22 protein-coding genes, 2 tRNA genes and 1 riboswitch are annotated in these 25,750 nt (G+C 64.3%); of the genes, 7 read left to right on the top strand and 17 right to left on the bottom strand.

The window, feature by feature from the left end:
- Positions 1–17 precede the first annotated feature (17 nt).
- The 3 genes from L1277_RS03420 to L1277_RS03410 all read right to left on the bottom strand — a co-directional run bounded on the left by L1277_RS03420 (position 18) and on the right by L1277_RS03410 (position 3,349).
- Positions 18–2,357 (bottom strand): YhgE/Pip domain-containing protein, encoded by a 2,340-nt coding sequence (locus L1277_RS03420; protein WP_253374931.1) that lies wholly within the window; start codon positions 2,355–2,357, stop codon positions 18–20.
- Between the two features lies 1 nt (position 2,358).
- The gene (locus tag L1277_RS03415) at positions 2,359–3,030 is read right to left on the bottom strand and encodes a TetR/AcrR family transcriptional regulator (protein ID WP_253374930.1); all 672 of its coding nucleotides are present in this window, start codon (positions 3,028–3,030) and stop codon (positions 2,359–2,361) included.
- A 246-nt stretch (positions 3,031–3,276) separates the two neighbouring features.
- Positions 3,277–3,349 (bottom strand) — tRNA-Arg (locus L1277_RS03410).
- Positions 3,350–3,438: 89 nt separating this feature from the next.
- On the opposite strand from L1277_RS03410, the gene orn reads away from it, so the two are divergent.
- From orn to L1277_RS03390, 4 genes are all read left to right on the top strand, one after another.
- Positions 3,439–4,059 (top strand): oligoribonuclease, encoded by a 621-nt coding sequence (gene orn, locus L1277_RS03405; RefSeq protein ID WP_253374929.1) that lies wholly within the window; start codon positions 3,439–3,441, stop codon positions 4,057–4,059.
- A 51-nt stretch (positions 4,060–4,110) separates the two neighbouring features.
- A tRNA-His gene (locus L1277_RS03400) sits at positions 4,111–4,186 on the top strand.
- 23 nt (positions 4,187–4,209) lie between these two features.
- On the top strand, positions 4,210–4,593 hold the full coding sequence (locus tag L1277_RS03395; protein WP_253375277.1) for a metallopeptidase family protein: 384 nt from the start codon (positions 4,210–4,212) through the stop codon (positions 4,591–4,593).
- Between the two features lie 106 nt (positions 4,594–4,699).
- Complete coding sequence (locus L1277_RS03390; protein ID WP_253374928.1) at positions 4,700–5,884, top strand: hypothetical protein; 1,185 nt, start codon at positions 4,700–4,702, stop codon at positions 5,882–5,884.
- Here the strand turns inward: L1277_RS03390 and L1277_RS03385 are convergent.
- The 10 genes from L1277_RS03385 to gatC form a co-directional block, all read right to left on the bottom strand.
- Complete coding sequence (locus tag L1277_RS03385; protein WP_253374927.1) at positions 5,881–6,435, bottom strand: ATP-binding protein; 555 nt, start codon at positions 6,433–6,435, stop codon at positions 5,881–5,883. The two genes, L1277_RS03390 and L1277_RS03385, sit on opposite strands and share 4 nt — an antisense overlap.
- Positions 6,428–7,210 carry an energy-coupling factor transporter transmembrane protein EcfT gene (locus L1277_RS03380; RefSeq protein WP_253374926.1) on the bottom strand — a complete coding sequence of 261 codons (783 nt, stop codon included), beginning with the start codon at positions 7,208–7,210 and terminating at the stop codon, positions 6,428–6,430. Before L1277_RS03380 ends, L1277_RS03385 begins: the two co-directional genes overlap by 8 nt.
- Positions 7,207–8,706 carry an ABC transporter ATP-binding protein gene (locus tag L1277_RS03375; protein WP_253374925.1) on the bottom strand — a complete coding sequence of 500 codons (1,500 nt, stop codon included), beginning with the start codon at positions 8,704–8,706 and terminating at the stop codon, positions 7,207–7,209. Before L1277_RS03375 ends, L1277_RS03380 begins: the two co-directional genes overlap by 4 nt.
- Entirely contained in the window at positions 8,707–9,378 is a 672-nt protein-coding gene (locus tag L1277_RS03370) for an ECF transporter S component (protein ID WP_253374924.1), read from the bottom strand.
- A 32-nt stretch (positions 9,379–9,410) separates the two neighbouring features.
- A riboswitch (TPP riboswitch) is annotated at positions 9,411–9,522 on the bottom strand.
- 17 nt (positions 9,523–9,539) lie between these two features.
- Positions 9,540–9,899: a hypothetical protein gene (locus tag L1277_RS03365; protein ID WP_253374923.1), complete on the bottom strand. Its 360-nt coding sequence runs from the start codon at positions 9,897–9,899 to the stop codon at positions 9,540–9,542.
- Positions 9,900–9,964: 65 nt separating this feature from the next.
- Complete coding sequence (locus L1277_RS03360) at positions 9,965–11,218, bottom strand: DNA polymerase IV (RefSeq protein ID WP_253374922.1); 1,254 nt, start codon at positions 11,216–11,218, stop codon at positions 9,965–9,967.
- Positions 11,219–11,262: 44 nt separating this feature from the next.
- A complete protein-coding gene (locus tag L1277_RS03355) occupies positions 11,263–11,856 on the bottom strand; it encodes a hypothetical protein (protein ID WP_253374921.1) in 594 nt (197 codons plus the stop codon).
- Positions 11,857–11,904: 48 nt separating this feature from the next.
- The gene (gene gatB, locus L1277_RS03350; RefSeq protein WP_253374920.1) at positions 11,905–13,419 is read right to left on the bottom strand and encodes an Asp-tRNA(Asn)/Glu-tRNA(Gln) amidotransferase subunit GatB; all 1,515 of its coding nucleotides are present in this window, start codon (positions 13,417–13,419) and stop codon (positions 11,905–11,907) included.
- Positions 13,419–14,930 (bottom strand): Asp-tRNA(Asn)/Glu-tRNA(Gln) amidotransferase subunit GatA, encoded by a 1,512-nt coding sequence (gatA, locus tag L1277_RS03345; RefSeq protein ID WP_253374919.1) that lies wholly within the window; start codon positions 14,928–14,930, stop codon positions 13,419–13,421. Before gatA ends, gatB begins: the two co-directional genes overlap by 1 nt.
- A complete protein-coding gene (gene gatC, locus L1277_RS03340) occupies positions 14,930–15,229 on the bottom strand; it encodes an Asp-tRNA(Asn)/Glu-tRNA(Gln) amidotransferase subunit GatC (protein ID WP_253374918.1) in 300 nt (99 codons plus the stop codon). Before gatC ends, gatA begins: the two co-directional genes overlap by 1 nt.
- A gap of 97 nt (positions 15,230–15,326) precedes the next feature.
- Between gatC and L1277_RS03335 the strand changes: the two genes are divergently transcribed.
- Positions 15,327–17,027, top strand: a complete 1,701-nt coding sequence (locus L1277_RS03335) for a long-chain-fatty-acid--CoA ligase (RefSeq protein ID WP_253374917.1) — start codon at positions 15,327–15,329, stop codon at positions 17,025–17,027.
- Here L1277_RS03335 and ligA read toward each other — a convergent pair.
- The 4 genes from ligA to L1277_RS03315 form a co-directional block, all read right to left on the bottom strand.
- Complete coding sequence (ligA, locus tag L1277_RS03330) at positions 17,024–19,309, bottom strand: NAD-dependent DNA ligase LigA (protein ID WP_253374916.1); 2,286 nt, start codon at positions 19,307–19,309, stop codon at positions 17,024–17,026. The genes L1277_RS03335 and ligA overlap by 4 nt on opposite strands.
- A 54-nt stretch (positions 19,310–19,363) precedes the next feature.
- Positions 19,364–20,629, bottom strand: a complete 1,266-nt coding sequence (locus L1277_RS03325) for an MFS transporter (protein ID WP_253374915.1) — start codon at positions 20,627–20,629, stop codon at positions 19,364–19,366.
- A gap of 80 nt (positions 20,630–20,709) precedes the next feature.
- The gene (gene mnmA, locus L1277_RS03320; RefSeq protein WP_308215075.1) at positions 20,710–21,834 is read right to left on the bottom strand and encodes a tRNA 2-thiouridine(34) synthase MnmA; all 1,125 of its coding nucleotides are present in this window, start codon (positions 21,832–21,834) and stop codon (positions 20,710–20,712) included.
- 42 nt (positions 21,835–21,876) lie between these two features.
- Positions 21,877–23,097 carry a cysteine desulfurase family protein gene (locus L1277_RS03315; protein ID WP_253374913.1) on the bottom strand — a complete coding sequence of 407 codons (1,221 nt, stop codon included), beginning with the start codon at positions 23,095–23,097 and terminating at the stop codon, positions 21,877–21,879.
- Between the two features lie 62 nt (positions 23,098–23,159).
- On the opposite strand from L1277_RS03315, the gene glgX reads away from it, so the two are divergent.
- Together glgX and ybaK are read left to right on the top strand one after the other, a co-directional pair.
- The gene (gene glgX / locus L1277_RS03310) at positions 23,160–25,217 is read left to right on the top strand and encodes a glycogen debranching protein GlgX (protein WP_253374912.1); all 2,058 of its coding nucleotides are present in this window, start codon (positions 23,160–23,162) and stop codon (positions 25,215–25,217) included.
- Between the two features lie 14 nt (positions 25,218–25,231).
- Positions 25,232–25,723 carry a Cys-tRNA(Pro) deacylase gene (gene ybaK / locus L1277_RS03305; RefSeq protein WP_253374911.1) on the top strand — a complete coding sequence of 164 codons (492 nt, stop codon included), beginning with the start codon at positions 25,232–25,234 and terminating at the stop codon, positions 25,721–25,723.
- The last annotated feature ends 27 nt before the right edge of the window (positions 25,724–25,750 follow it).

Raw genomic sequence — 25,750 nt, 5'->3', positions numbered from 1 at the left:
AATCTACTCACGTCTCTCTACGAGCGGAGATCAATAGTGCGCTCTGAGCTGGCTGACCGTGCGCCGTCATCGGTAGTCCCCTCACTCGCGGCTCCGTCCACTCTGGTCAAAGCGCCGTTCTCGTCATTCGTCGCGCCGCTCTGAGAGTTTGACTGCTCAACCGCGGGCACTTCGATCGAGCGGCGAGCTATGAATGCTGCAAGAGTCGTGACTAGCAGTGCCCCGAACATCCACGCGAGTAGAACCCAGATGCCCTGAGAAATCGCGATGTCCCCTCCGGCGATGAGTGAGCGGAAGCTTTCTACGGCATAGGTCAGTGGTAGCCACGAGTGAATCGTTTGAAAAAACGAGGGTGCAGTCTGAATCGGATACGTGCCACCGGCTGCAGAGAGTTGAAGGACGATCATCACAAGTCCAATAAATCGTCCGGGGGCCCCGAAGAGAGCCACTAAGGCTTGATTCATGGCCACGAACGTCACGCTGGCCAGCATCATCATTCCCAACAGCCCCCAGAGATGGACTGGCACGATTCCGACAACGCGGGAGACCACAAAGACGGCGAGTGCACTCTGAACCATGCCCATCACAAGACCGGGAACGAAGCTCCGCAGCGCGACAAACACGAGCGACTGCCTACCAGCCAGTGCTCTGCCCGACAGCGGCTGCATCATGAGGTAGAAAGCCAGAGCACCGACCCACAAGGCGAGAGCCAGGAAGTATGGCGCAAGCCCGTATCCGTAGCCCGGCACCTCATTTTCGCGCTCGGCGACAACCGAGACAGGTTCAGAGGCGACGCTGCTGAGGTGATCTGCTTCCTGGGTGGTGTATGAAGGAATGTCTTCCAGACCGTTTCGGAGTCCACCACTCAGAGTGTTCTCGCCCGCTTCCAGGTCAGCCAGCCCGGTATTGAGTTGGTCTCCTCCGTCACGAGCTTTGAGCGACCCCACGGCAAGCGCACCGGTCTTCGTAGACAGAGTCTCCGCGCCCGTCCCCACGGCAGCCACTCCCGTCCTCAGGACGCCTGCCCCGGATGCCAGCGAGCCGATTGCCGAGGTCACTTGAGGGAGCTGGGAGGAGAAGTTCGCGGCGCCGGTAGCCACGGCCACCGCCCCATTGCTGAGCTCGGAAGCTCCGGTGGCTGCTTTCTCTGCGCCGGTAGCCGTAGTCGCCGAGGCCGCCGCGAGTGCAGCCAGTCCGGTGCCAGCGTCGGCCGTCCCGACCAATGCGGCAGCGCCGGCTCCGAGGCTTCCCGCAGAGCTGCTCAAGCTGTCCACCTGAGAATCCAGGCCTTCTGCACTCGAGATAATTTCGTCAAGGGAGGAGAGTCGTTGTTCGTCGGTGAGCGAGGAGTATTGCGCAACCAAGACGTTGAGAGCGGTCGTCAATTTCTTCGTTCCATCGGACAATGTCGAGGTGCCGTCAGCCACAGCACCAAGATTGCCTTGCAGCGCTTGCGCATCGGCGAATGCGGAAGAACTCGCGTTGGTCACCTTCTTCGCAGCCGCGTCCAGTTGTGTCAACGAGTCAGCAAGAGCGACTGCTCCAGCCGATGTGGCTTGGGCTCCGACGACGAGCTGATCCGCTTGCCTGGGGAGTTCGGCAGTCTTGCCCGCCAGGGAATTCAGGCTTGTGGCGAGAGCGTCGGCACCAGAGCTGGCCTGTGCGGCCCCGGCGGATAGCGATGTTGCCCCATCCGCGAGAAGGGCGCTGCCGTCGGCAAGGTCATTCAACCCGACGACAAGTTCCCCGGCTCCGTCCTCAACGCTCGCGGTTCCGGTCACGAGCCTGTCCGCTCCGTCGGCGGCTTCGGCAACCTTGTCATGAACGGTGGAAAACCCGATGTAAATGTTTTGCAGATACTCCTCGCTCAACTGTGCCGCGAGACTGCTGCGCACTGCCGATCCGATGTTCGAAGCAATGGACCCGGCGATCAGGTTGGCTCCGTCGTTGGTGCGGATGCTGAGACCCGCTGTCGATGCGCTCAAAGCGTCCGAGTCTCCCACCGAGATCGCGTGAGCTGAGAAGTCGGCAGGGATGGTCAGCACGGCAAGAACGTCACCGGCGTTCAGTGCTGACAGCGCGCCAGCTTCGTCCATTTCTGTCCAGTCGAAATTGGTTTCGCTGTCCGACGTGATCAGGTCCTCAGTGAGGGTCGCACCGACATCGAGGGTCTGATCCCCCAGAGTCGCGGGCTTGTCCAGGTTGACCAACGCCGCTGGAACGCCATCGAGATTGTGCGTCGGGTCCTGGTTGGCCCAGATCAGAGCGCCGGAATAGATCACGGGAATCAGCGAAATTCCCACGAGGACGACCAGCGTCTTGGCGGATCCTTTGAGGCGTGAAAGGAGTGATGACATGTCAGTCTTTCCGTGGTGCGTGACCCAGTGACGAGTCGTCTTGAACGAGCCCGTGCTGAGGAGTATTCGTATCGCCCGCAAAGGCGGGCTGGACCGATGCAGTACCGAAGGACTCCATCACGGCGACCAGACGGTCTGCCATCACGGATATTGGGTCAGCACCAACGCCACCGTCGCTGCGCTTGAGCCACTGCGTGATCAGCCAGACCAACCCCGCGGCCATCACGGCCACCCGGTCGGCGGTCAGCACTGTGGTTTCCTCGCCTCGCTTCATACGCAGCGGTGACACCGTGAGTATCCGGTTCGCGACAAACTCCACAACGCTTTCGGTGAAACGGCGGGCGCTCGAATCGCTCAGAACAGCTCGGTAGAAGACGCGGTGGTCGTGCAGATGCCTGAGAAGTGCGGTGATCGTTTTCCGCGTGAGATTGATATCAACGCCAACACCTGCCGGAGATGCGACGTCGACGAATTGGGATTCCACTCGCGCCAACGCCGCGGCGCTGAGTGCAGTCGGCAGGTCGCCGAAGTGCTGGTAGAAGGTGGGACGACTTACACCGGCTCGATGCACGACGTCCGTTATCGTCGGACTCTCGCCGGCGTCGATCAGCGACGTGACGGCGGCGATGAGGGCGGCGCGAGATCGTGTCCACCGTGGGTCTTCTCCGGTCATCGGTTCTACTTTCCAGATTCTATTTTACATTCGTAAAATTACCACACCTCGCGGCTCATTCTCTCCAAAGAGGGACGTCGCTCCCGCGGGGCAGAAGGTTCCGGTAGCTGTACGAGTCAGAGCAGCCAGTCACAAGCAAAGCAACCATGGGGAATCCGCGTGGAGCCGCCACTGCCTTCACGGGGCAGGGAGGGGCAAATCGGCACGATTCGGTCCTGATAAATAGACCACGGCGCCGCGGCACGGTGCCCCCGGCAGGATTCGAACCTGCGACCAAGAGATTAGAAGGCTCCTGCTCTATCCCCTGAGCTACGGAGGCGGGCGTCTCTCAGAATACCGCAGGCCCAACGACGCGAGCACCCGCCCACCCGACGCCCAGCGTCACCGGGCACGGATAGCATTGACCACATGAGCACTGTGAGCGACCGCCTTGTCTGGATTGACTGCGAAATGACGGGACTCGACATCGATAACGACGAACTCGTTGAAATCGCTGTCGTCATCACCGACTATGACCTCAAGCCGGTCGACGAGGGCCTGGATATCGTCATCAAGCCCGACGACTCGGCTCTCGCCAACATGGGTGAGTTTGTGACCAATATGCACACCACTTCGGGGCTTCTCGAGGAGATTCCCCACGGAATTAGCGTCGCGGACGCCGAGTACCAGGTTCTCGAATACGTGCTCTCCCACATCCCAGCCGAACAGCGCGCTCCCCTCGCCGGTAACTCGATCGGAACCGACCGCGCGTTCCTGACGAAGTACATGCCCCGGCTCGACGCACAGCTGCATTACCGAAATGTCGATGTGTCATCCATCAAGGAACTGGCACGGCGCTGGTACCCGCGCGCATACTTCAACGCCCCGGCTAAAGACGGCGGTCACCGCGCGCTGGCCGACATCCTTGAGTCGATTCGCGAGCTCGCCTACTACCGCGAAGCGGTGTTCGTTCCGCAGCCCGGACCGTCGTCGGATGAAGCAAAGTCCGCTGCACAGGCCGTCGTGAACAATTACGCTCCAATCATGTAATAGACTTTCAGGGTTGCAATCGCACGGTTCACGAACCGGACGATGCGCATGGTGGGTATAGCTCAGTTGGTAGAGCGCCTGATTGTGGTTCAGGAGGTCGCGGGTTCAAGCCCCGTTACTCACCCCAAGAGAGACAGACTCGTTCACGTGATGTGTGAAAGCGAGTCGGATCGGCGGATGTTCGTGGTGAACCTCGACGCCGATGCATTCGAAGCGTTGGTTGGCGAGATCTTCGATGAACTGCCCGACAACATGGTGGACGGGCTCGATAACGTCGCCATCATCATCGAAGACCTTCCCGAAGACGGGTCGCTCGAGCTGCTTGGGCTTTATTCCGGCGTTGCCCTGACCGACCGTGGACAGTACGGATTCGGGGAACTTCCCGACGTCATCAGCATCTACCGCGAACCACTTCTTGCCATGGCTGACAGCGAGGAACATCTTCGCGAACAGATTCGCATCACCCTCGTCCACGAGATCGCCCACTTTTATGGGATCGGCGACGACGAATTACACTCCCTCGGCTGGGGCTAACGGCCAAAGCAGATCCGTCGGGTTAGCCTGAGTCCGTGACAGATTCAGGCGGTACACGGTGGGCGTAGCTCGAGGTCTCGGAATATTCGCCGGAACATTGGTCATATTGGGTGCGGGGATTTACGGTCCCGCCACGCTCCTTGGTCCGCTCCCCGCGGCATCCGTTTCTGATCTTCCTGCAGCGACGCCGGACACTCCTGCTGTTCCACCTGCACTTCCGGCGGGTGGAGCCAGCGCGATCACCGAAAGCGCGACAGGGGCTCCGATGGCCGTCGCCGGCGAGGCCGGCGCGGTCCCGATGGCAGGGATCACGAAGGTCATCACGGCACTTGTAGTGCTGGATGCGAAGCCCCTTGCCGACGGCGAACCGGGCGGCACTGTACCCATCACCACCGATGATTACCTGTCATATCTCGACTTTCGCGATGCGGGCACTCGCACGGTCACGGTGTACACCGAAGATCAGTGGACCGAACGGGAAATGCTCCAGGCGATGCTTCTCGGATCGAGCAACAACCACGCCGAAACGCTTGCGCGCTGGGCATTTGGAGCGACCGATGCATATGTCGGTGCTGCGAACGCCTGGCTCGATGAGAACGAGATGCCCGATACAACCGTGGTCGACGCCACGGGCCTGAGCGACGACAGCGTGGGCACGGCGACGGACCTCTCTCGGCTGGCCGCGCTGGCACTCGCCGAGCCTGCTATCGCTTCGGTGTTGTCGGAGCCGGTGACGGGCCTGCCGAGCCGCCGTGGGATCTCGAATACTACGACCTACCTGCCGGAGCAGCAGGTAACCGGCATCTCGCGAAGCTACACGGACGCTGCCGGCATCTGCCTGCTCTTCGCCGGTGACGTCGTTGTCGAAGGTGAGTCGTACCGCTTCTACGGTGCCGTGCTGCAGCAACCAGACTGGGACGCACTGGAGAGCGGCGTGACCGCCATCATGGAGAGCGCACGAGCGGGCGTCACTCCGACTCCTGTGCTGGCCGAAGGAAGCGCCGTCGTGGCTTTCAGCACCGCGTGGGGTGACACGGCGAACGGCATTTCAGGGGCCTCCCCGTCCCGCCTCCGGTGGGGAGCTACCCCTCCGGAGATCACCGTCAACACCGAACGGGTTTCCAACGCGGGCACGGGTACGAAGGTGGGAAGCATCACGGTCGTCGACGGTTCGAGTTCCGCGAAAACGTCGCTCACACTCGACCGGGCGCTCACCGACCCCGGGGTCTTCTGGCGCTTGTCTCACCCGATTCCGGTGATCGGTTCGCTCATTGACTCCCTGACCACTTAAGTCGAGCGGAGCACCAGTTTCGCTGATGACAGCGGATCTTCCTGCTTCACAAAGCGAACGAACTGGGCGTCCCACTCTTCCCAGTGTGCATCGAACGCCCCGGCGTCTCGAGCCAGGGCACGTTCTTTTCGGAGCGCGTCGTCAGCGTCAAGCCACACGGTCAACGAGGCGAGCGGCGCATTCGCCCGGGTGAGTACACCGCAGCCCTCGATCAGCACAGGTACGGTATTCGGAACGCTGTGCCACTCTGCAGGGGCGTCACGCACCCAATCGTGTCGTTGCCAGCGCGCTTGACCATCCTGGCTCCGCGGCACGAGAAGGTGGTCATGCACATGCTCCCCCGCTGCAGCCAGCCCACTCCATCCCGGGTAAATGTCGTCCATTCGGACGAGTGCCAGCTCGACTGGGCCCGCCCAGGCGGCAACCAGGGCGTCAGCGAGGGTCGACTTTCCCGCGCCGCTGGGTCCGTCGAGCAGGATGACATCGGTGCCATCGTTTCTCACCCGCGATCGGATTGCCCCAACGGCCGCCTCCCGGTCGACGTCAGGCAAGAATGAACGTCCAGGTGCCGGCGAGCACAGCGGCCGCGATTGACGCACACGCGATCCCGGCGCCGATGAGCAGCAACACTGCCTCGGGCCGACCCACCGTGGACGGGCGCGCCCATGTACGCCGCGCATGTGAACCGAACCCTTTGGCTTCCATCGCGGTGGCGAGCTTGCTTCCGCGCCGAATGGCGAGCACCAGAAGCCCAAACGCCTGACTGGTGAAACGGACGAACACATGAGCGTCGCCAACCCCGCGCGCCCGGCGGGCCTGGCCGAGAGCACGCCAGTCATCGACGAACAAACCGACCATCCGCAGACCGGCTAATCCGCCCAACACGAATCGTGACGGCAGACGAAGAACCTGCGCCAAGCCATCCGCGAGGTCGGTGGGATCGGTCGTGGCAAAGAGCACAATGCTGGGCAACCCGATAGCCAGCACGCGCAGGGTGATCGCGATGCCCAGAGTCAGCGAACCTTCACTGACCGTGGCAAATCCGAGCGACGCAACCACGTCGCCGGAGTCCTTCCCGTAGAGCACGGTGGTGAGCCCGGCAAACGGCGCACCCAGCCACAGCGGCGCAGTGCGCAACCAAAACCCGCGAGCGTCGAGGCCCGACCAGAAGAGGAGAATGCCGACGAGCGCGAGAGCCACCGAGGCCGACACCACATCGATCGAGAGCAGCAGGGCCACACTGATGAGCACCGCAACAGCAAGCTTCGCCACGGGGTTCACCCGAGCGATGGCCGAGGGCCGCACCGGCGCACTCAGCCCGGTCATGCAGCCACCGCTGACTGAGGCTGAAGTTCGAACACCCGGTCCGCCAACGCTCGCACGAGTTCGGCGTCATGGGTCACCGTCACAATCGAACTGCCGCTATCAACCAGTTCACGCAGCAGGCCCACAAGCTCGCGCCAGGTCGTCGCATCCTGACCGAAGGTGGGCTCATCCAGAAACAAGATCTGCGGCCTGGTAGCCAAAATCGTCGCAACACTGAGCCGTCGCTTTTCGCCACCCGACAGGGTGAACGGATTCGCGTCGGCTAAAGAACCGAGCCGCAGCCGGGTGAGCAATTCATCAACTCGCGACGTCACCTCCGCGTCGCCAAGGCCGAGAGCCGCGGGGCCGATGGCCAGCTCGCGTCGAACGGTCGACGCCAGAAACTGGTGCTCGGGGTCCTGAAAAACCGTCCCCATCCGGGTGAGCAGGTCGCGAGACTTCCACCGCCCGGGTTCGGCCCTCAGGCCCCGACTCAATGCGGGTCGCGCCTCGAGCGTGCCGTCGAGGGGCGCAAGAAGGCCAGCAAGAGTCAGTGCCAGAGTCGACTTGCCAGCACCATTGGCCCCGGTGATCGCGACGCTCTCCCCCTCGCACAGTGAAATATTGAGAGCGGATGCCGCCGGTAGCGCTGTCCGAGAGGCAAACGGTGTGCGTCCAACCGTGAGACTCCGAGAAACGAGCAGCTCGTCACCGCGAGCAGCGCGCGAACCTCGCGCTGGCAGCGTTGGTGGGAAGTCGGGAACCCAGACCCCCGCACGGGCCAACTGCGCCCCGTGGGTCCGAAGCACAGCGTCAGGGCTGCCATCGGCGAGCACGCCACCGGCCGGGTCAAGAACGATCACCCGGTCGACCACGTCCTGCCACACCGCGACCCGATGCTCGACAACGATCAGCGTGGCCCCGGTCTCTTCGATGACCCGCGCCACGACGTCGCGCACCTCGGTCACCCCGCTCGGGTCAAGGTTGGCAGTTGGTTCGTCCAACAGCACGAGGCCGGGCCGCATCGCCAGGACACCAGCGAGGGCGAGGCGCTGCTTCTGCCCACCCGACAGTCTCGACGACGGATGTTCGAGCGGAAGCTGGAGGCCGACGGCATCCAGCGCCCACCGCACCCGCGGCCAGATCTCCTGGCGCGGCACGCCAAGGTTCTCGCAACCGAACGCGACATCGTCTCCCACCCGCGCCAGCACAACCTGCGCGTCCGGGTCCTGCAGGACAAGGCCTGCACGACCACGGACCTCAGCCGGCCGCTTCCCGTCGATTCTGAGATCGCCGAACTCGTCACCTTCCTCGTCACCGCCGAGCACACCAGCAAGACCGGCAAGCAGTGTGGATTTCCCCGCACCGGACGGACCGAGGAGAAGAACTCGCTCCCCGGGCTCGATGGTGAGCGTCAGGTCAGCAACGGCGGGGGCCAGCCGACCGGCATGGCGCCACCCCCAGCCGGCCGCTGACACCCGCGCCCCAGCGGTGTGCCGAGAGAAGGTGTGCGGCACTTAACCCGCCCGCCGCGCCCGCGCCCGGGTTTGGTTGCCCGACGCGAATCGAGAGAGAGCACCGGTCGCAGCCAGTCCGCGAACGGCGAACCACGACAGCAGACCCGCGAGCACGGTGCCCGAGACCACCGCGCTGACGAAGTACGTCAGTTTCGCGCCGGCATCCAGCGCCGCATAGCTCGTAAACGTCGTGTCGAGGAAACCGACGGCCACCCCAGCTCCCGCACCGGCCAGCAGCGCCACCCACAGTCGGAAGCTGCGGTAGAAGAACAGCGCGAAGATGATCTCAGCTCCGACGCCTTGGATCAGACCCCAGATCAGGGTCTCGAAGCCCCACACCGTTCCGATGAGCGCCGACACGGCTGCCGCGACAACCTCGGTATAGATGGCAGCGCCCGGTTTACGAATAACGAGTCCACCGAGCACGCCGGCGAAGAGCCAGCCCCCGGCGAGAAGCCCTCCGAGGCCCGGCGTGAATGCGAGCGCCGTGCTGAGCGGACCCCACGCGAGCCCCCAGGCCCAAAAGATCACCCCGGCCGCAACGCCCAGGACGCTGGCGGTGACAATGTCGACGACACGCCAACGTGACGACCGCTGGACCGGATTCCGGTCAGGAAGCGGGGCCCGCCCAGCGTCGAGCGAACTGTTGGATTCTGTAGATGTGAAATGCACTTTCGCGCCCTCCGTATAGAAACAGGGCACGGGTAGCGAGATTGGTTGCCTCCCTGCGCTGGCATGACCCAGATCAGGTTCGACGGTCGAAGATTATGGAATCTTCCTCTCAGCCCGGTTCACCGGACTCCCGTGTTACTCAGGCGAGTATAGCCTGAACGCTACTTCTTCAGTGCCTTGATCACGAAGCCGAGCGCCTTGCCAACTGCCCAGACGAAGGGGATGCCGACAGCCATGAGTGAGACGACGTTGGGCTCAAAGCGCAGGCCGGTACTTGTGCGGAGGTAGGCACCAATTGGGAGAGCGAATCCGCCTCCGCCGCCACCTGAGCCCGTGCCCTTGCCCGACACGCTCGACGACGCGGTGTCGCCTTCGCCTTCACCCTCGCCCACACCGAAGCCGTACCAGGCGAGTGCGACAGGAACGAGCTTCGCTCCGTCGACCTCGACCGGGTCGCCGTATACGGAGGTGACTCCGATCGATTTGAACCTGTCTGCCATTTCCAACGCGAGATTAGTCATGGCCTCACGCTACCGGCCTGACACGAGGCGCGCCACGGGTTGTTTCATCGACGACGATCTGCCCGTCACGCAGACGGGGCACGTGTTCCGCCCGCTGTGTCGTTACCTTTTCGGCCCAGAAGGGAGGCGCGCCTCACGGCTTGGCCGCCGAACCGCGCCCGCAGGGAGTCGATCGTTGTCTCCGCCTCCCGCCACTCTTCGTCAGGGTCCCACAGGGCTGCCATTGCGTCGTGTTCGCCGGTGAGCTGTTCAGCTCGCACGCCCACAAGTCGCACGGCTCGACCGTTGAGCTCGAGAGCGGCGAGCAGTTCGCTTGCTTCCTCATAGAGCCTGCGGCCAACATTGGAGGGCTCCGCCAAGGTACGGGACCGTGTGACGGTCGTGAAGTCCTCGAACCGAACCTTGATTGCCACCGTTCTGGCGAAGAGGTCGGCGCGGCGCAGTCGCGCCGCGACCTGGTCCGCCAAGCGGAGCATCTCCAGTCGCACCCGCGCCGGATCAGCGACATCGGTGTGGAAAGTGACCTCGTGGCCGATGCTTTTTTCGGCGGTTGCCGTCACGACGCTGCGGGCGTCTCGACCGTGAGCGAGTTCGTGAAGCTTCCGGCCGGTGGCCTCACCGACCGCCCGGGTCAGGGTCGCGAGCGGGGTGTCGGCGACATCACCGACGGTGTGGAGTCCGATGCGGAGGAGTGATTCCTCAGTCTTGGCCCCAACACCCCACAACGCCCGAATCGGCAGCGGGTGCAGGAAGGCCAGGGTCTCGGCCGGGGGGATAACCAACAAGCCGTCCGGCTTGGCGCGGCCGGACGCCACCTTCGCGACGAACTTGGTTGCCGCAGCACCGACCGAACAGGTCAGACCGGTCTCCCGCTGTACCCTCTCACGGATGTGCTGGCCGACAACGGCCGGCGATCCGAGCAACCGGCGCGCCCCCGAGACGTCCAAAAACGCTTCATCGATGCTCAACGGTTCGACAAGCGGGGTCGCGTCACGGAAAATCGCCATCACCCGCCGTGAGAACTCGGTATAGCGCTCGTGATGGGGCGGAAGGATCGTGGCCTGCGGGCAAAGCCGAATGGCCTTCGACACCGGCATGGCCGCGGTGACCCCGAACCGCCGAGCTTCGTAGGTGGCGCTCGTCACCACGCTTCGCCCCTCCGGGTTCCCAATAATCACCGGCTTCCCGCGCAATTCGGGATAGTCGAGCAGCTCAACCGACGCGAAGAACGCGTCCATGTCGATGTGCAGGATGTGTGCCCCATCGTCGTTGACGACACCCTGCGTCACCTGACGCGCGCTGCCATCCTGCCGACTCATAACATCCATTCTCCCAGTTTTGGCAGCCCCGGGAGCCTCTCGCGTCAGACCAAAGCGATCACAACCGGCTTCAACCACTCACGGAACGCGTGAGGGTCCTCCCGCAGGGATTCAGCGATGATCACCGTGTCTGGCGCGACCACCCATGCGCCCGGTCGAGCGACGGGAAGGACCTCGAGATCGAGTCGAAATGAGCCCGTCTGTCGTCGGAGTTCGAATTGCCGCCGCTGCACCAGTTCGTAGGCGTCAGCAAGCGGGTGCTCCCGCGCCTTCACGGCGGCGAGGTACTCGGCGTGCCGCGCCTCGACCCACTCCGTCACCGTGCCGTAGCAGGAATACACCAGGTCCTGGAGCTCAAGCGCCCGGTCAAAAACTTCAAAGTGCGGCGGGCGCACCTGACTGATGAACGGACGAGTCTCACGCCGGACAATGCCGGCCCACCACCCTCGCCACTGTGCAGCGAGAGCTCGACGGTCGAGGTCGGGAACCGAGATCGCCTCCGGTGGAGGGAACACCGGAGGGACCTGCTCTTCGCATTCCTCCGAGAGGCCCGCGAGGTCTCTCAGGGCAAGCGCGAGGAGCAGATCCCTCGGGCAGTCCTCGGTGATCTGCCAGCGAATCGAACCCTCCACCAGCATGGCCCGATGGTACCTCCGCCGTTTCGGCGGGGGAAGTGGGTTTACAACCTAGCTTTGCGCCCGTTCCAACACCAGTTCACGCACGCGAGCAGCGTCGGCCTGGCCCTTCATCGCCTTCATCACCGCACCGATGACGGCACCGGCCGCCTGCACCTTGCCGTCGCGGATCTTCGCCAGCACGTCGGGCTGTGACGCCAGTGCATCGTCGATGGCCGCAATCAGCGCGCCATCGTCGGACACAACGGCGAGACCGCGGGCGTCGACGACGTCTTGGGGGGTTCCCTCACCGGCGATGACACCTTCGAGCACCTGGCGTGCGAGCTTGTCAGTGAGCGTTCCGGCGTCGACCAGCGCAGCGAGAGCCGCAACATTTTGTGGCGAGACGAGAGCGGATGCTTCCGCCCCCTGCACATTCGCGATCCGGCTGATCTCCCCGGTCCACCATTTGCGCGCGGCGGCGGGTGACGCGCCAGCAGCAACCGTCTCGGTGATCTCCACGAGCAGCCCGCCGTTGACAACATCCTGGAACTCGAGGTCGGTGAAGCCCCACTCGGCCTTCAGCCGACGGCGACGAGCGGCCGGGGGCTCCGGCAACGCGGATCGCAGTTCTTCGATGAGTTCGAGGCTCGGTTCGACGGGCAGCAAATCGGGCTCAGGGAAGTACCGGTAGTCGTCGGCGTCGCTCTTCGGCCGACCAGCGCTCGTGCGCCCGGTGTCTTCGTGCCAGTGACGGGTTTCCTGCGTGATGGTGCCACCATCGGCGAGGATCGCAGCCTGACGCTGGATCTCGTACCGAATGGCGCGCTCGACCGAGCGCAGCGAGTTGACGTTCTTGGTTTCGGTGCGTGTGCCGAGCGGTGCAGGTGGTTCGCCCTCCGCTGTGCGGGGACGGAGCGAGATGTTCGCGTCGCAACGCAGGTTGCCGCGCTCCATCTTGGCGTCCGAGATGCCCAGGCTTGTGACGATGTCACGGATGGTCGCGACGTACGCTTTTGCGAGCTCCGGAGCATCCGCTTCTGCCCCATAAATAATGTTCGTGACGATCTCAACCAGGGGAACTCCCGCACGGTTGTAATCGACGAGGGAGTACTCGGCGCCCTGGATGCGACCGGTCGACCCGCCGACGTGGGTGAGCTTTCCGGCGTCCTCTTCCATGTGCGCACGCTCGATGGAGATCGGAACGATGCGGCCGTCGGGCATCTCAACGTCCACCGAACCGTCGAACGCGATCGGCTCGTCGTACTGGGAGATCTGGTAGTTCTTCGCCAGGTCAGGGTAGAAATAGTTCTTGCGAGCGAACCGTGACGACGGAGCGATCGAGCAACCGAGCGCGAGGCCCAGGCTGATGGCGTACCGAACGGCCTGCTCGTTGACGACGGGAAGCGACCCGGGAAGGCCCAGGCAAACCGGGGACACGTTCGTGTTCGGTGCGGACCCGAATTCGTTCGGGGCAGCCGAGAACATCTTGGTCTTGGTGTTCAGCTCGACGTGGACCTCGAAGCCGAGCACCGGCTCGAACAGCTCAAGCGCCTTGTCGTAGTCCATCAGGGCGTCTTTCGCCATTATTTTCCTCCCAGTGCCGGAGCCTTGGAAATCAACGTGTGACCCCACTGCTGCTCAAGCAAAGCTTCGATTGCCGCTCCAACGCGGTAGAGACGGGCGTCTTCACGCTGCGGTGCCATGACCTGAATACCGACCGGAAGGCCATCCTCCGGCGCAAGCCCGATCGGAACGCTGATGCCGGGGATACCGGCAAGGTTCGCGGGAATCGTGGTGATGTCGTTGAGGTACATGGCCATCGGGTCGGCGAGCTTTTCGCCGAACTTGAACGCCGTCGTCGGAGCACTCGGGGTGACGAGCACATCGACCTGCTCGAACGCCGCGGTGAAGTCGCGCTGGATGAGCGTACGTACCTTCTGCGCGCTGCCGTAGTAGGCGTCGTAGTAACCCGCGCTCAGTGCGTAGGTGCCCAGGATGATGCGTCGTTTGACCTCGGGACCAAATCCGGCTTCGCGTGTTGCCGCCATGACCTGTTCGACGGTTCCGCCGCCGTCGGGTTGCACACGCATGCCGAACCGAACCGAGTCGAACTTGGCGAGGTTGCTCGAGGCTTCCGCAGGCAGGATCAGGTAGTACGCCGCGACCGCGTATTCGAAGTGCGGTGCGCTGACCTCGATGACTTCGGCGCCCTGAGCGGTGAGCAGGGCAACGGTCTCTTCGAACCGGCTCTGAACGCCAGCCTGGAAGCCGTCGCCGCTGAGTTCACGGACGACGCCGACCTTGAGACCGGCCAGGCCGTCTCCGCGGGCGCCCGATCGGGCTGCCTCGGCCATGGACGGCCAGGTGTCGGTGAGCGAGGTGGAGTCGTGCGGGTCATGCTGCGCGATGACGTCGTGCAGCAGGCCGGCATCGAGAACGGTTCGTGTCACCGGACCGACCTGGTCAAGCGAGGACGCGAGGGCGATGGCTCCGTAGCGGCTGACGGCACCGTAGGTCGGCTTGACACCGACGGTTCCCGTGACGTGGGCCGGCTGGCGGATCGATCCACCGGTGTCGCTGCCGAGAGCGAGCGGCGCCTCGAAAGCGGCGACGGCAGCTGCCGATCCACCGCCCGAACCGCCGGGAATCCGGTCAAGGTCCCACGGGTTGCGGGTCGGCCCGTAGGCAGAGTGCTCGGTCGATGACCCCATGGCGAACTCGTCCATGTTCGTCTTGCCGATCGGAATCAATCCGGCTTCGCGCGACAAACGCACGACGGTGGCGTCGAAGGGCGACATGTAGCCCTCGAGGATTTTGCTTCCCGAGGTAGACGGCATGTCGGTGGTGACGAGAACATCCTTGACGGCGAGTGGAATCCCCGCGAGCGGGCCCAGCTTTTCGCCCGCGGCGCGACGCTCGTCGATGCGGCGAGCGGTGTCGAGCGCGTCTGACGACACGGCAAGGAATGCGTGTACGTCGGTGTCGACGGCTTCAATGCGGTCCAGGTGCGCCTGGGTTGCGTCGACCGCACTGATCTCGCCGCTCTGCAGGTGCGTGGACAGGTCGGCAGCGGTCATCCGAATGATGTCGGTCATTACTGCTCCTCCCCCAGGATCGCCGATACTTTGAATCGGTTGTCCGCCTGCTCGGGTGCGTTCTGCAACGCCTGCTCGATGGTCAGCGTCTCGCCGACGACATCGGGACGGAACACGTTGGACAGCGGAACCGGGTGGCTGGTCGCAGGGACGTCAGGCGTCGCAACCTCCTGCACCTTGGCGATGCTGTCGACGATCTGGTCGAGCTCGGTCGTGAGACTCGAGATCTCCTCGGGAGTGAGGGCGATGCGGGCAAGGTTCGCCAGATGCGCCACCTGCTCCTCGGAAATTTCAGACATAGGTCTCCGTCACATAAGTACTGGGGTGTTCTTCCATTGTATTGCGGCTGGATGTCCCGACTCGTCGCCAGAGTGGGCCGGGATTAGAGTGGGACAAGTGAGTGATACCTCTACGCGACCATGGCTGGCCAACTACGCGCCGGATGTTCCTTTCGACATCCCCGTCCAGGACGGGTCCCTCGGCGATCTGGTCGACATCTCGGCGGAGCGCCACCCCTCGCTGGTCGCCCTCGAGTTCTTCGGGGCAACGACGACGTACCGCCAGCTGCACCACGCCATCCAGCGCGTGGCGGAGGGGCTGCGGCGGCTCGGAGTTCAGAAAGGCGACCCGGTCGCCATCGTTCTTCCGAATTGCCCAGAGCACATCGTCGCGTTCTACGCCGTTCTGCGCCTCGGGGCAGTTGTCGTCGAGCACAATCCGCTCTACACCCCGCGTGAACTTCGCCACCAGTTCGAGGACCACGGCGCCAAGGTCGCCATCGTCTGGAACAAGGTCGTCGCGACCGTGCAGGACTTCCCCGAAGACATAGCGGTCGAGTCGCTCATCGACGTAGACATCACCCGGTCGATGCCATTGGGCACGCGCCTTGCCCTCAAGCTGCCCATCGCTAAGGCCCGCGAGTCGCGCGACGCGCTTACGGCACAGACGAAGGACACCATTAGCTGGTCAAGCATCAGCGCCTCGCGCACGCTCGACCCGGCGCACCCACGTCCGGAATCGACCGACACCGCGATCATCCAGTACACCTCGGGCACGACGGGTGCCCCCAAGGGTGCCGTTCTTACTCACGCGAACCTGCTGGCGAACGCCGTGCAGGCGCGCGCGTGGACCCCGACCATCACGCACGTCGGCTGCACGATCTATGCCGTGCTTCCCATGTTCCACGCCTACGGACTGACCCTCTGCCTCACTTTCGCAATGAGCCTCGGCGCCCGCCTCGTGCTCTTCCCGAAGTTCGACCCGGATCTGGTTCTCAAGGCAGCCCAGAAGCATCCGCCGACATTCCTTCCTGCTGTTCCGCCCATCGCCGAGCGCCTGCTTGCTCGGGCGAAGGATCAGGGCGTTTCGCTGCGCGGTTTGGAAATCGGTATCACCGGCGCCATGGCGTTGCCGCACGAACTGGTCGTGCCGTTCGAGGAAGCGACCGGCGGATACCTCATCGAGGGCTACGGGCTCAGCGAGTGCTCGCCCGTGTTGATGGCAAACCCGGTGTCGGACAACCGTCGGCCAGGAACGGTAGGCCTGCCGCTGCCGAGCACACACGTACGGATCGTCGACCCAGAGAACCCGAGCCAGTCCGTGCCTCCAGGAGAGGCGGGCGAACTTCTGGTTCGCGGCCCGCAGGTGTTCTCCGGCTATTACCGCAAGCCCGAGGAGACAAACGCCGTCTTTGTCGACGGGTGGTTCCGCACCGGCGACATCGTGTCGATGGATGCTGACGGCTTCATCCGAGTCGTTGACCGGATCAAGGAACTGATCATCACGGGTGGCTTCAACGTGGCACCGACCGAGGTTGAGAACACGTTGCGCCTTCACCCGGCCATTGCCGACGTCGCCGTTGTCGGGATGCCGAGCGCACACTCCGGTGAGGACGTTGTCGCAGCTGTAGTTCTCAAAGAAGGCGAGAAAGCTGACCGCGAATCGATTCGCCAGTTCGCCCGCAACAACCTGACGCCGTATAAGGTACCGAGGCGCATCATGTTCATCGACGAACTGCCGATCTCACTGATCGGCAAGGTACTGCGTAAGCAGGTTCGTGAGCAGCTGCTGCAGAAGGAATCCGGGCGCTCGAGCTAGTCGAGAGCCGCCGGTCCCTCTGTCACCAGAAGTGCGAACTGCTCGGCGTCGATGATTCGAAGCCCGAGCTCCTCGGCTTTCGCGAGTTTCGAACCGGCTCCAGGCCCGGCAGCGACGAAGTCGGTCTTCTTGGAGACGCTCGACGCAGCCTTGCCGCCTGCAGCAATGATGGCTTCGAGCGCACCCTCTCGAGTGAACCCCTCGAGAGAACCGGTGGCCACGACCGTCAATCCGGACAGCACTCCACCCTCGTCGCCCGCGGCGCCGGGACCGGGGTGGCCCGGGGTGCTGAACTGCACTCCGGCCCGTGTCCACTCCTCGATGATCTGCCGGTGCCAGTCAACCTCGAACCAGTCGGTGACAGCGTCTGCGATGATTCCGCCGACGCCCTCGGTCTCAGCGAGCTGCTCCCGCGTGGCAGCTCGGATCGCGTCGAGCGAGCCGAAATAGTTAGCCAGAGCCCGAGCGGCGACCGGTCCGACGTGTCGGATGTTCAGTGCAACCAGAATTCGCCAGAGCGGTTTCGTTCTCGATGCCGACAGGTTGTCGAGCAATTCGAGCGCGCCCTTGGACGGTACGAAGAACTCGTCGCCCGAGAACGTCTCAGCATTTGGATCGAATGGCCCATCTTTCTTTGCCCGCCGACGGCGGAACGGGGTGACCCGCTTGACCTCGCCATCGTCAGTGACTTTGGGGAGCCCGGTTTCGAAGTCAAAAACTGTCACCGTGACCGGGAAGAGGTCCTCGATGGTCATCGAGAAGAGTCCGGCTTCGGACACGTCGCCGTTCGCGTCAGCGAGCGGAGGACGGGCCGGGTCGAGCGGCTGGGTCAGTGCGGCAGCCGCAACCTCGCCAAGACCTTCGACATCGAGTGCCCCACGCGACCCCACATGCTCGACACGGCCACGCACTTGGGCCGGGCAGGACCGGGAATTCGGGCAGCGGAGGTCTTTGTCGCCTTCCTTCGCCGGTCGGAGCGGGGTGTCACAGGACGGGCAACGTTCCGGCATGACGAACGGGCGCTCCGTCCCGTCTCGAAGTTCCACAACGGGGCCGAGGATCTCCGGGATAACATCGCCGGCTTTGCGAAGGACGACCGTGTCACCGATGAGCACGCCCTTGGCCTTCACGACGTCTTGATTGTGCAACGTCGCCTGGCTGACGGTTGATCCGGCGACGCGGACGGGCTCCACCTGGGCGTACGGAGTTGCTCGACCGGTGCGCCCGACGCTCACCACGATGTTGAGAAGCTTGGTGTTCACCTGCTCGGGTGGGTACTTGAACGCGGTTGCCCATCGTGGAGCCCGGCTCGTAGCGCCGAGCTCGTCGTGGAGGGCGAGTTCGTCGACCTTGATGACAATTCCGTCGATCTCGTGCTCTACGCTCGCGCGGTGTTCACCGAAGTATTCGATGAAGCCAATCACGCCATCGATGTCGTCAAAGACCCGGTAATGCGTCGAGGTGGGTAGTCCCCAGCCCGCGAGCAGGTCGTAGACCTCGCTCTGCGCGGTGACAGGGGGGTTGGGCCACGCGCCGACGCCATGGACCAGCATCTCGAGCCGGCCCAGCCGGTTCTTCATGAGTTTGAGCGCTGAGGAGCTCTTTCCTTCGGCCTTCTGGCGCAGGCTCCCGCTCGCCGCGTTGCGAGGGTTGGCGAAGACTTTCTCACCGGCGGCAAGCTGTTGCTCATTGAGCTCAAGGAACGCCTCGACTGGGAAGAAGATTTCGCCGCGAACCTCGACCCTGTCGGGGTGTCCGGTGCCGGCCAGTCGACTGGGGATGGAGGTGATTGCCGCGATGTTCTCGGTGACGTCTTCGCCGACAACGCCGTCACCGCGGGTTGCCGCGCTGACCAGCCTTCCCTTCTCGTATCGCAGATTGATCGCGAGACCATCGATTTTGAGTTCAGTGAGGTAATGCACCGCTCGGCCAGACGCACGCTCCACGCGTTCGCTCCAGGTGCGGAGTTCCTCGGCGGAGAACACGTTGTCGAGGCTCAGCATGCGCTCGACGTGGGTGACCGGGTCGAACAGCGTTGCCTGGGCGCGGCCACCGACCGTCTGGGTTGGGCTGTCTTGACCCTGCAGCTCGGGGAAGAGACGCTCGAGGTGCTCCAGGCGGTGCATCATGGCGTCGTACTCCGCGTCGGACACCAGCGAGGTATCACGCTCGTAGTAGGCGTCGCGCAGCTCGAGGATACGCGTGGTCAGCTCACCGGCCTCGGTCGCGGCCTTCTCCAGGTCTGTCGGCGTTGTGGCCTTCGTCTCGGTGCTATCAGTCACCTGTTCAGTCTAGAGAAACCCACTGACGCTCTCGAAGGGGTTGCGTCGCCGACGTCACCGAACCGACCGCACAGGAATGATCGCAACGGCGCCGAGAAGAGCGGCGATACCCGCGGCCACAAACAGCGCGGCAAAGCCACCGGACGCTGCGACAGCGAGTGCGCCGACCAGGGGTGCGAACGCCTGCGGCACCGCCGTCGCGATATTCATGATGCCGAGGTCCTTACCCCTGTCCTCCTGCGCCGGGAGAACCTGGGTCGCGAGGGCCTGGTCAACGGAGAGGAAACAGCCGTAGCCGATTCCGAGCAGTGCAGCCGCGACCAGGGCCGCCTCGAAGCTCGGCACGAACGCCAGAACGAGAGCAGCCACCCCCTGCAGCGCCGCAGCCACGAAGACGAAGCTTTTCCTGCGCCCGAGCCGGTCAGACAGGTTCCCCAGAATCACCGACGCCAGAATGACGAACACCATATAAACCAACGTCAGCCCAAGCAGTCCGTCCTCAGGATCATCCACCAGGAGCCCATAGGTGAGGAAGTAGAGCAGAAGCGTGGTGCCCAGAGCATTTCCAAGGTTCACCAGCACACGGCCGAGCAGAGTCCAGCCGAAGTCCGGGTGGGTCCGCGGATCGATCCACAGGCCCGCGACAAACGAGCGCACCGTGAGTGGAGCGCGCTCGCCGACAGGCAGCACCTCATCCGGCAAGAGAAGCAGGAACGGGCAGACGAGCACAAGAAGCGCTATCGATACGACCAGATAGCCGACGACCTGACCGAGTGCCAGGAAGGTCACGAGCGCAACGCCGAGGATGACCCCGATCGCCTGAGGCGCGCTCATCCATCCGGAGACTGTTCCACGCTGGCTGACCGGCACCTGGTCAGAGATCACCGCCGTCAGCGCGGCCGTAAGCATACAGAACCCCGACAGGGCGAAGCACCAGAGAACGCCAACCGCAACGATGGCGTTCTGATAACCCAGCAGCGCGAGAGCTGCCGCGAACAGCAGAGCGCCGACCGCAATCCACGGTCGGCGTCGCCCGAAGCGCGAGGTCGTTCGATCGGACAGTGCTCCGGTGAGCGGGAAAACGACGAGCGCGCACAGTCCTGCCGCTCCCGAGATGATGCCGAACGCCACGACGCTGTCGATCCAGTTGGCCGGCGAAACAGCTGCGTCGACCTGCACCGGCAACAGCAATTGGATCGGCGTGAGTTGCGCCATCCAGATACCCAGCCATGCCGCCGAGAACAGCGCTATCCAGCCAGCAGAAACCCGTCGGGTCGGTTCAGTGATCGCACGAGGCGCTCCATCGGTCGTTGTGGACACGCCAGTCAAGATAGCGCAGGATCAGCAATCACCATACGGATGCCACGGCCCCCGTTCGCGCACACTGTGCGGCGGGTGCATTATGCGTTCGCTGGAACCGCGCTCACCGTACGGTCAATGGTGCACTGGCCGAGCACGCGCGTGCCGACGTAAACCACGGCGGTCTGTCCGGGAGCGACACCATCGAGCGGTGTGCGTGGTCGAATCATCAACTCAGGCTCTCCGGTTTCGGCGTTGGGCTGCACGACAGCAACGGCGGGCACCGGATCAGCGTGCGCACGGATCTGTACGTCGCACTCGAACGCGAGCTCGGGATGCGACGGCGCGACACCGGCCCAGGTGAACCGTGACCCGGCGATCTCGCCGATGGCCAACGCTTCCTTCGGTCCAACGACCACCTCGTTGGTCTTCGTCCGCACCTCGAGGACAAACCGCGGACGGCCGTCCGGGTCGGGCACACCGAGATTGAGGCCCCGGCGCTGGCCGACGGTGAAAGCCTGCGCACCCTCGTGCGAGCCGACAACGGACCCGTTCCGATCCAGGATTTCGCCCTTCTCAGCGCCGACTCGGTCGGCAAGCCAGCCGCGGGTGTCGCCGTCGGGGATGAAACAAATGTCGTGGCTGTCTGGCTTGTTGGCAACACTGAAACCGCGAGCCGCGGCCTCAGCACGCACCTCGGCCTTGGACGGCGTTGCGCCAAGCGGAAACAGCGAGTGTTCGATCTGCTCAGCCGTGAGCACACCGAGCACATAGCTCTGATCTTTCGCCCACGCACTCGCGCGGTGCAGTTCCTTGTTGCCGTCGGCGTCGGTCAGGATCGTCGCGTAGTGGCCGGTGCAGACCGCGTCAAAGCCAAGGTCGATGGCCTTCTCGAGGAGTGCGGCAAATTTGATTTTCTCGTTGCACCGCATGCACGGGTTGGGGGTGCGTCCCGCCGCGTATTCGGCGATGAAGTCATCGACCACGTCGAGCTTGAATCGCTCCGAGAAGTCCCACACGTAATACGGGATTCCGATGATGTTGGCGGCGCGCTGCGCGTCCATCGAGTCTTCGATGGTGCAGCAACCGCGGCTTCCGGTGCGCAGGGTGCCGGGCATTCGGCTCAGGGCCAGGTGCACTCCGACCACCTCGTGGCCGGCCTCAACCGCCCGCGCTGCGGCGACCGCGGAGTCAACTCCGCCTGACATAGCTGCTAAAACCTTCACCGGAACAGTGTACGCGCCGCTTTCTGCATGCGCGCTGTCGAATCAGGAACCGAGCGCTGTGGTGCGATCGGAGAGCCCGGCGCGCGCCGCCTGCGCGTATGCCTGCGGAACCGCGGCGAGCAGCGCGTCAACGTCGGCGTCGGTTGTGGAGTGGCCCAGGGTGACCCGCAGGGCGCCGCGAGCGTCGAGTTCGCTTCTACCCATGGCACGGAGCACGTGCGAGGGTTCGGGGATCCCGGCCTGGCAGGCTGACCCGGTGGAAACCGAGACGCCAGCCATGTCGAGGAGGAACAGCAGGGAGTCGCCCTCACAACCTGGGAAAGCGAAGTGGGCGTTGCCGGGGAGTCGCCGGTCGCCGGTCGGCCCGTTCAGACGTGCCGAGGGCACCGCCACCAACACTCCGTCAATCACCCGGTCGCGGAGGGCGGTTAACCGTGCCGGCTCGACGGCCAGCCTGGCGTCGGCCTGTCGCGCCGCAACGGCGAACGCCACGGTGCCGGCAACGTCTTGGGTGCCCGAGCGCACCTGTCGCTGCTGGCCTCCCCCGTGCAACAGCGGTTCAACGGCTGCGGAGCGGGAGACGACGAGGGCTCCGATGCCCACCGGCCCGCCGACCTTGTGTGCTGAGATGCTCAAGCCGACGAGCCCGGCATTGCCGGTGCTTCCTGACGCGCGACGCACGGCCGCAAAGTCGATCGGCAGGTAGCCGTATGCCGCAACAGCGTCGACGTGCAGCGGAACATCGTGGGCCGCGGCGAGCGCCGCGATCTCGGTGATCGGCTGGATCGTTCCGACCTCGTTGTTGGCCCACAGCAGCGTGATCAGCGCAACCCGGGACCCGTGTTCGGCGAGCGCGCGCTCGACGGCGGCCGGGTCGACGGACCCTTCGTCGTCGAGCGGAAGCCAGGCAATGTGCGCACCCTCGTGCTTCTCGAGCCACTCGAGGGTGTCGATCGTCGCGTGGTGTTCACCGCCGGGTGCGAGGATTACCGGCCGCGTGGCATCCGCGTTGCGTTTCCAGTAGATCCCCTTGAGAGCGAGGTTGATCGATTCGGTTCCACCGGAGGTGAGGACAACCTCGATGGGGTCGCAGCCGAGGGATGAGGCGATGACTTCGCGTGCCTCTTCCAACATGCGTTTGGCCGACTGTCCCTGCGAGTGAATCGAGGCCGGATTGCCCACTTGGCGCATGGCATCCGTGTACGCCTCAATCGCCTCGGGAATCATCGGTGTCGTCGCCGCGTGGTCGAGGTAGACAACCATGCCGTTCTCCCCTGCTGCCGTCGATTCACGTACGAAACCCGTACCCAACTACTCTAGGTCGCATGACTTCTGCCGGCGCACAGCGCACACTCGGTGTGCACAGTACATCGCACGGCGGGGAGCTCCGCGTTTGGTCGCACTCGGCCGAACAACTGGAGCTCGTGCTCTTCGATGCGAAAGATCCCAACTGGATCACCCAAACCGTAGCCATGGAACGCGGTGCCGACGACGTGTGGTCCGCGCGTTCGGCCTCGCTCACACCTGGGGCCCGATACGCGGTGCGAGCCGCGGGTCCTGAGGGACCCACTCACGCCTTTAACCCGTCCAGGCTCCTTCTCGAGCCATACAGCCGGGGTATCACCCGAGTGGCTCCGGGACAGTTCCGCTCAGTCGTTGTCGACGAGAGTTTCGACTGGGGCGGCGTCGCGAAGCCCGCCGTCCCGCTCGACGCGACGGTGATCTACGAAGCACACGCCAAGGGACTCTCCAAACTCAACCTCGGAGTGCCCGAGAACCTGCGGGGCAGTTATGCGGGGCTCGCCCACCCCGCGACCATCGGCTACCTCACCGACCTCGGTGTGACGAGCGTCGAGTTACTTCCGGTGCACGCATTCGCGTCCGAACAGCGCCTGATCAAGCAGGGCCTCACCAACTACTGGGGATACAACAGCCTCAACTTCTTCACGCCGCACCAGCCGTACGCGTCGAAGGCGGCACAGGCCCAGGGCGCGAGCGCGGTGCTCCGCGAGTTCAAGGGCATGGTCAAGCTCCTGCACGAAGCCGGCATCGAAGTGATCCTCGACGTCGTCTACAACCACACGGCCGAGGAGGGCAGGGGCGGTCCGACGACGAGCCTCCGCGGACTCGACAATGACGCTTACTACCGGCAGACCGCGAACGGCGCGTACATCGACGTGACCGGCTGCGGCAACAGCATCAACACCGCACACCCTGTCGCCCGCGACCTTGTCCTCGACTCGCTGCGCTACTGGGCGAACGAGGTGCAGGTCGACGGCTTCCGTTTCGACCTGGCCGTCACGCTGGGACGAGGGGCCAACCACGAGTTCTCCCCCACCTCCGAGCTTCTGCAGGACATCGTCTCTGACCCCGCCCTCGCCGACGTGAAGATGATCGCCGAGCCGTGGGACGTCGGCGCCGGCGGCTGGCAGACCGGGTCGTTCCCGCAGGGCTGGAGCGAGTGGAACGACCGTTACCGCGACCGAGTGCGCAACTTTTGGCTCTCCGACGTCGACTATGCGCGACGCGCCAGTGCGGCCCCGGTGGGGATCGGTGGTTTCGCCACGCGCCTTGCGGGGTCGAGCAACAGCTTTTCTACCGCTCGCGGCCCCCTGGCATCCGTCAATTTCGTGACGGCCCACGACGGCTTCACCCTCGCCGACCTCGTCTCATACGACATCAAGCACAACGTGGGCAACGGCGAGTCGAACCGCGACGGCACCGACAACAACCGCTCGTTCAACCACGGTGCAGAGGGGCCCACCGCCGATGTCGGCATCCTCGCGACCCGCAGGAAGGCGATGCGGAATCTCCTCGGCACCCTGCTGCTCTCGGCCGGGATTCCGATGATCACGGCCGGCGACGAGTACGGCCGCACCCAACGCGGCAACAACAATGCGTACTGTCACGACTCCGAACTGACCTGGCTGAGCTTCCCTGTCGACAACTGGCAGCACAACCTGCGCGCGCACACGAAGCGCCTACTCGAGCTGCGGCGGCAGAATCCCGCCTTGCGGCCCGTGCGGTTCGGGCGGGTGGGTGAGGTCGTTCCGAGCGCGAGTTCGATGGACTGGTACGACGCCAACGGCAACACCATGAGCGAGGATGACTGGTCGAGCGCCCGCAACCGCACCCTGCAGTACATCGCTGCGTCGACGCCCGAGTTCGAGGAATTCAACCGCATCCTCCTCATCGTGCACGGCGTCGAAGAGCCGGTGACCGTAACCCTGCCCGCACATGCTGGCGTCACCCGGTACGAATTGCTCTGGCGCAGCGATGAAGAAATTCCCCACACGGATGCCGTCAGCGCCGTCCCAGGGGACGCCATCGACGTTGCTTCCACATCAATGCAGCTCTACCGGGCACACTCCGACTCCGACTGACGAGTAGGCGACACATGACACGCAAGGACAGTTCGGGCGGAACCCCGGCCACCGTCGCCCTGACCCGGGCCAACATCGCCTTCACCCCGCACCCGTATGAGCACGACGCGTCGGCGGTGAGCTTCGGGCTCGAAGCCGCCGACGCCCTCGGGGTGTCGCCCGCGCGCGTGTTCAAAACGCTGTTGGCCGACGTCGACGGGGCGCTCGTTGTGGCGATCGTGCCCGTGGCCGGGTCGCTCGATCTCAAGGCACTCGCGGTCGCCGTGTCGGGGAAGAAGGCGAAAATGGCCGACCCCACCCTCGCGGAGCGCAAAACAGGCTATGTCGTCGGCGGCATCAGCCCGGTGGGCCAGAAGTCCCGGTTGCGCACGGTGCTCGACACGTCCGCCGCCGAATTCGACACGGTCTTCGTCTCTGGCGGGCGTCGCGGTTTCGACATCGAACTGGCTCCCGGCGACCTGGTCACGGTGACCGGCGCCACCCTGGCCGGCATCGGCCGGGCTTAACCGAACCCGGGGACGAACCGAACCGTT

Origin of the sequence: Okibacterium sp. HSC-33S16 (genome assembly GCF_024171565.1) — a bacterium.
Lineage (GTDB): Bacteria > Actinomycetota > Actinomycetes > Actinomycetales > Microbacteriaceae > Mycetocola_A.
Note: the sequence above shows the minus strand (reverse complement) of the source record. Positions and strands in the feature narration are given on the sequence as shown.